At 68.1% G+C, this 4383-nt stretch carries 4 protein-coding genes and 1 pseudogene; 2 read left to right on the top strand and 3 right to left on the bottom strand.

Translation table 11 applies throughout. From position 1 onward, the window contains the following. Both D477_RS18860 and coaA read right to left on the bottom strand, forming a co-directional pair. Positions 1 to 377 (bottom strand): annotated as a pseudogene (locus D477_RS18860) (hypothetical protein); the annotation flags it as partial. 1 nt (position 378) lies between these two features. Continuing rightward, positions 379 to 1356, bottom strand: a complete 978-nt coding sequence (coaA, locus tag D477_RS18855) for a type I pantothenate kinase (protein WP_005273699.1) — start codon at positions 1354 to 1356, stop codon at positions 379 to 381. Positions 1357 to 1468: 112 nt separating this feature from the next. On the opposite strand from coaA, the gene glmS reads away from it, so the two are divergent. Further along, entirely contained in the window at positions 1469 to 3385 is a 1917-nt protein-coding gene (gene glmS / locus D477_RS18850; RefSeq protein ID WP_005273695.1) for a glutamine--fructose-6-phosphate transaminase (isomerizing), read from the top strand. Between the two features lie 14 nt (positions 3386 to 3399). Further along, entirely contained in the window at positions 3400 to 3750 is a 351-nt protein-coding gene (locus D477_RS18845) for a holo-ACP synthase (protein ID WP_005273692.1), read from the top strand. 22 nt (positions 3751 to 3772) lie between these two features. On the opposite strand, the gene D477_RS18840 is transcribed toward D477_RS18845, so the two are convergent. Then, entirely contained in the window at positions 3773 to 4333 is a 561-nt protein-coding gene (locus D477_RS18840; protein ID WP_005273688.1) for a dihydrofolate reductase family protein, read from the bottom strand. Positions 4334 to 4383 lie beyond the last annotated feature (50 nt).

The following is a 4383-nucleotide window of genomic DNA, read 5'->3' as shown; positions in this document are numbered from 1 at the left end:
CCCGCGCCGGCCGGCAGCGCCGGGGTCATGAGGTCTGCGGGGTAGTAGTCCCGCGGCTGCAGCGGGCGCCGCTTATTAACGACGACGTCGGTGCGCGCCGGGTCGTCGTGCCCGCCGGCGGCCGGGGGTGCTTGGGTTTCGGGCTCCTGCGGCGGCGCCGGCTCGGAGGTCTCTGCCGGCTTGGGGCTCGGCGTGGCCGGCCCGGGATCACTGGAGGGGGATCTGCTGCCCGTTGCGGCAGGCGCGGACGAAGCGCTGCCGGGGGACACCGCCGTCGTACTTTCACTGGGTGCGGGCGGCTCCGCGGGGGCGCACGCGGCGAGCAAGCCCAGCGCGGCCACGGCGGCGAGGACGGCGAAGGGCTTGGCTGGTTTCATCTCAGGTCTTCCGCAGCAGCATCCGGCGGACCGAGTGGTCCGCGTCCTTGGTCAGCACCAGCTGCGCGCGCCCGCGGGTGGGCAGCACGTTCTGCACCAGGTTCGGCTCGTTGATCCGGTGCCAGATGTCCAGCGCGGTCTCGCGCGCCTCCTCGTCCGTGAGGAAGGCGTAGCGGTGGAAGTAGGACTCGGGATCGGCGAACGCGGAGCTGCGCAGTTTCCGGAAACGCGACACGTACCACTCTTCAATAAAAGAGGTCTTGGCGTCCACATAAATGGAGAAATCGAAGAAGTCGCTCAGCGCCAGCCCGGTCCGGCCGTCCGAGCGGGGCCGCGCCGGCTGCAGCACGTTGAGCCCCTCGACGATCAGCACGTCCGGGCGGTGCACCACGATCTCCCGGCCGGGCACGATGTTGTAGGTCAGGTGCGAGTAGTACGGCGCGCGCACTTCCTCGGCGCCGGACTTGACCTCGCTGACGAAGCGCAGCAGGGCCCGCCGGTTGTAGGACTCGGGGAAGCCCTTGCGGTTCATCAGGCCGCGCCGGGTGAGCTCCTCGTTGGGGTAGAGGAAGCCGTCCGTGGTCACCAATTCCACGTTCGGCGTGCCCTCCCAGCGCCGCAGCATCTCGCGCAGCACGCGGGCGGTGGTGGATTTGCCCACGGCCACCGAGCCGGCGACGCCGATGACGAACGGCACGCGCCGGGTCTGCTCGCCGAGGAAGGTGGTGGTGGCTTTGTGCAGCTCGCCGGCCGCGCCGACGTAGAGGTTCAGCAGCCGGGACAGCGGCAGGTAGACCTCGCGCACCTCGTTCATGTCCAGCTGCTCGCCGAGGCCGCGGAGCCGCTCGACATCCTCCTGGTTCAGCGGCTGCTCAATTTCATTGGACAGCCGGGACCAGGTCTGGCGGTCCAGCTCGACAAACGGGGTGACGTTGGTCTCAGCAGGGGACGCTGCCGCCTTTGGTGCGTCATCAATCACCTAAGAATTGTGCCTTCTGCGTGCGTCAATACCCAAAATGACGACGGCGGTGCGGTGCCACTGCGGGCGGGCGCCTGCATGTCCGGCGGCGCCAGCAGGTAGGCTTGGGTGTATGTGTGGAATCGTAGGTTATGTAGGCCGCCGCGACGTTCTGGCCGCGGACGGCAGCGCCGATCCGGCCCCGGGGATCAACAGCCACAGCGCGCTTGATGTGGTGCTGGAGGGGCTGCGCCGGCTGGAGTACCGCGGCTATGACTCGGCCGGCGTGGCGGTCATCGCGGACGGCGGCATTGAGTCCCGCAAAAAGTCCGGCAAGCTGAGCAACCTCATTGACGAGCTTGACGCCCGGCCGCTGCCGCAGTCGCTGACCGGCATCGGCCACACCCGCTGGGCCACCCACGGCGGGCCGACGGACCAGAACGCGCATCCGCACCTGGCCGACGGGGACCAGCTGGCGGTCATCCACAACGGCATCATCGAGAACTTCGCCGAGATCAAGGCGTCCCTGACCGCCAAGGGCCATACCTTCCGCTCCGAGACGGACACCGAGGTCGCCGCGGTGCTGCTGGGCGATATCTACCGTTCGCTGGCGGCCAAGGGCGAGGCGTCGCTGACCAAGGCGATGCAGCTGGCCTGCCAGAAGCTGGAGGGCGCGTTCACGCTGCTGGCCATCCACCAGGAGCAGCCGGACGTCGTCGTCGCGGCCCGCCGCAACTCGCCGCTGGTGGTGGGCCTGGGCGAGAACGAGAACTTCCTGGGCTCGGACGTGTCCGGGTTCATCGACTTCACCCGCCGCGCTGTGGAGCTGGGCCAGGACCAGATCGTCACGATCACCCCGGACAGCTTCGAGATCACCGACTTCCACGGGCAGCCGGCCGAGGGCACCGAGTTCGAGGTCAACTGGGACGCGGCCGCGGCCGAAAAAGGCGGCTACCCCTCCTTCATGGAGAAGGAGATCAACGACCAGCCCGCCGCCGTGGGCGACACCCTGCTGGGCCGCGCGGACGCGAACGGGCGGCTGATGCTGGACGAGGTCCGGATCGACCCGGAGCTGCTCAAGAGCGTGGACAAGATCATCGTGCTCGCCTGCGGCACCTCCGCGTACGCCGGCCAGGTCGCCAAGTACGCCATCGAGCACTGGTGCCGGATCCCCACCGAGGTGGAGCTCAGCCACGAGTTCCGCTACCGGGATCCGATCGTTGACGGCAACACGCTGGTGGTGTCCATCTCCCAGTCCGGCGAGACCATGGACACCCTGATGGCCGTCCGCTACGCCCGCGAGCAGGGCGCCAAGACGGTGGCCATCTGCAACACCAACGGTTCGACGATCCCGCGCGAATCCGACGCCGTGCTCTACACGCATGCCGGCCCGGAGATCGCCGTCGCCTCGACCAAGGCGTTCCTGGCGCAGATCACCGCCGCCTACCTGCTGGGCCTGTACCTGGCGCAGCTGCGCGGCCTGAAGTTCCAGGGCGAGATCCGCGACATCCTCTCCGACCTGGGTGCCATCCCGAAGAAGATCCAGGCCATCCTGGACAACGCGGACCAGATCAAGAAGCTGGCCCGCGAGATGGCGGACACCAAGTCGGTGCTGTTCCTGGGCCGCCACGTCGGCTTCCCGGTGGCGATGGAGGGCGCGCTGAAGCTCAAGGAGCTGGCCTACATCCACGCCGAGGGCTTCGCCGCCGGTGAGCTCAAGCACGGCCCGATCGCGCTGATCGAAGAAGGCCAGCCGGTATTCGTCGTCGTGCCCTCCCCGCGCGGCCGGCACTCGCTGCACTCCAAGGTGGTCTCCAACATCCAGGAGATCCGGGCCCGCGGCGCGAAGACGATCGTGATCGCCGAAGAGGGCGACGAAGCGGTGCGCGCCTACGCCGAGCACGTTTTCTACATCCCGGAGACCCCGACCCTGCTCGCGCCGCTGCTGGCCACCGTGCCGCTGCAGATGTTCGCGTGCGAACTGGCCACGGCCAAGGGCTACGACGTGGACCAGCCGCGCAACCTGGCCAAGTCCGTCACCGTCGAGTAGTCCGCGACACTGCCATGATTGTCGGGATCGGTGTCGACGTGGTGGAGGTGTCCCGCTTCCGCGCCCAGCTGGAGCGGACGCCCGGCCTGCGCGACCGGCTCTTCACCCCGGAGGAGCGCCAGCTGAACACCCGCTCCTTGGCCGCGCGCTTCGCGGCCAAGGAGGCGATCGCCAAGGCCATCGGGGCGCCGGTGGGCATGAACTGGCAGGACTGCACCATCAGGGTCGACGGCGGGGGAGACCCTTATCCGGAGTTCACCGGTACCGTCGCGGCGGCGTCCGAGGCTAAGGGCGTGAAGTACTGGCACCTCTCCATGAGCCACGACGGCGACCTGGCCACCGCAATGGCGATCGCCGAAAAGTAGCTGGAAACGGCCTGCCGCCTGCTCACTGGCGGACGCTGTAGCGCAGATAGACCACGCCGTTGCCGAAGCGGCGTTCGTCGCGCAGTTCCAGCGACAGGCGCTGCCCGGGCGGCAGGCCCGGCGTGCCGCCGCCGATCGAAACCGGCGCGATGTAGAAGATGCACTCGTCCACGAGCCCGGCCTTGAAGGCGTGGGCGGCCAAGGTCGGGCCGCCCACCGAGAGATCGCGTTCGGCTGACTCCTTCAGCTGCCGAACGGCCTCCGGCCTGAACTCCCGCTCCAGCTTTGTCCTCGCAGTCGTCACGGACTCCAGTGTGGAGGAATAGACGATCTTGTCTTTCTCCTGCCACAGCCGACCGAACTCCTGCTCTACCTCCGGCAGGTCGGGATCCGCAGCCAAGTCGTCCCACACGGACATGACCTCGTGCATGCGGCGGCCGAAGAGGTAGGTCCCGATGGGCCGCTCGACCTCATTCACGAACGCGTGGACCTCCGCGTCCGGCACGGTCCAATCGATATTGCCGTTCTCATCGGCGATGTAGCCGTCCACCGACATGATCATCGAGTAGGTCAAGCTGCCCATGGGGCCCCCACAAGTCCGCCGTCTGCTGTGCCTGCAGTCTAACGAGCAGA

This window comes from Arthrobacter crystallopoietes BAB-32 (genome assembly GCF_000328305.2).
GTDB classification, from domain to species: Bacteria; Actinomycetota; Actinomycetes; order Actinomycetales; family Micrococcaceae; genus Crystallibacter; species Crystallibacter crystallopoietes_A.
This window is presented reverse-complemented; position numbering and strand designations above follow the sequence as displayed.